The following is a 328-nucleotide window of genomic DNA, read 5'->3' on the forward strand; positions in this document are numbered from 1 at the left end:
CCACACATCTTTTGGAGGCAGGTACCGACCTGCGATACATTCAGCTACTATTGGGACACAATTCCACAAAGACGACCGAGATTTACACCCATGTAGCTAGCAATACGTTTAATTCTATTACAAATCCTCTGGATATGTAAGAATTATATGTAGATTTGATGGAATAAATATAATGGGGATAAACACCATGGTGTTTACCCCACCGTTGGCAAACATTTGATAACGCTATATGACCAAATATTTGATTAAAAAATATACTCAAAATGACTCTGGTGGTTTTAATAACATAGAAACTAAAAAGGTGCAAAAAAAGCATTTAAAAGAGCAT

1 protein-coding gene is annotated in these 328 nt (G+C 35.1%); it reads left to right on the forward strand.

Annotated elements, in window-relative coordinates; genetic code table 11:
- Nucleotides 1-140, forward strand: a 140-nt coding sequence (locus ZA06_RS00015) for a tyrosine-type recombinase/integrase (protein WP_157503013.1), incomplete at its 5' end; no start/stop codon positions are given.
- Nucleotides 141-328: the final 188 nt, after the last annotated feature.

The organism is Mangrovimonas xylaniphaga, from assembly GCF_001280435.1.
In the GTDB taxonomy this organism is placed as follows: Bacteria; Bacteroidota; Bacteroidia; order Flavobacteriales; family Flavobacteriaceae; genus Mangrovimonas_A; species Mangrovimonas_A xylaniphaga.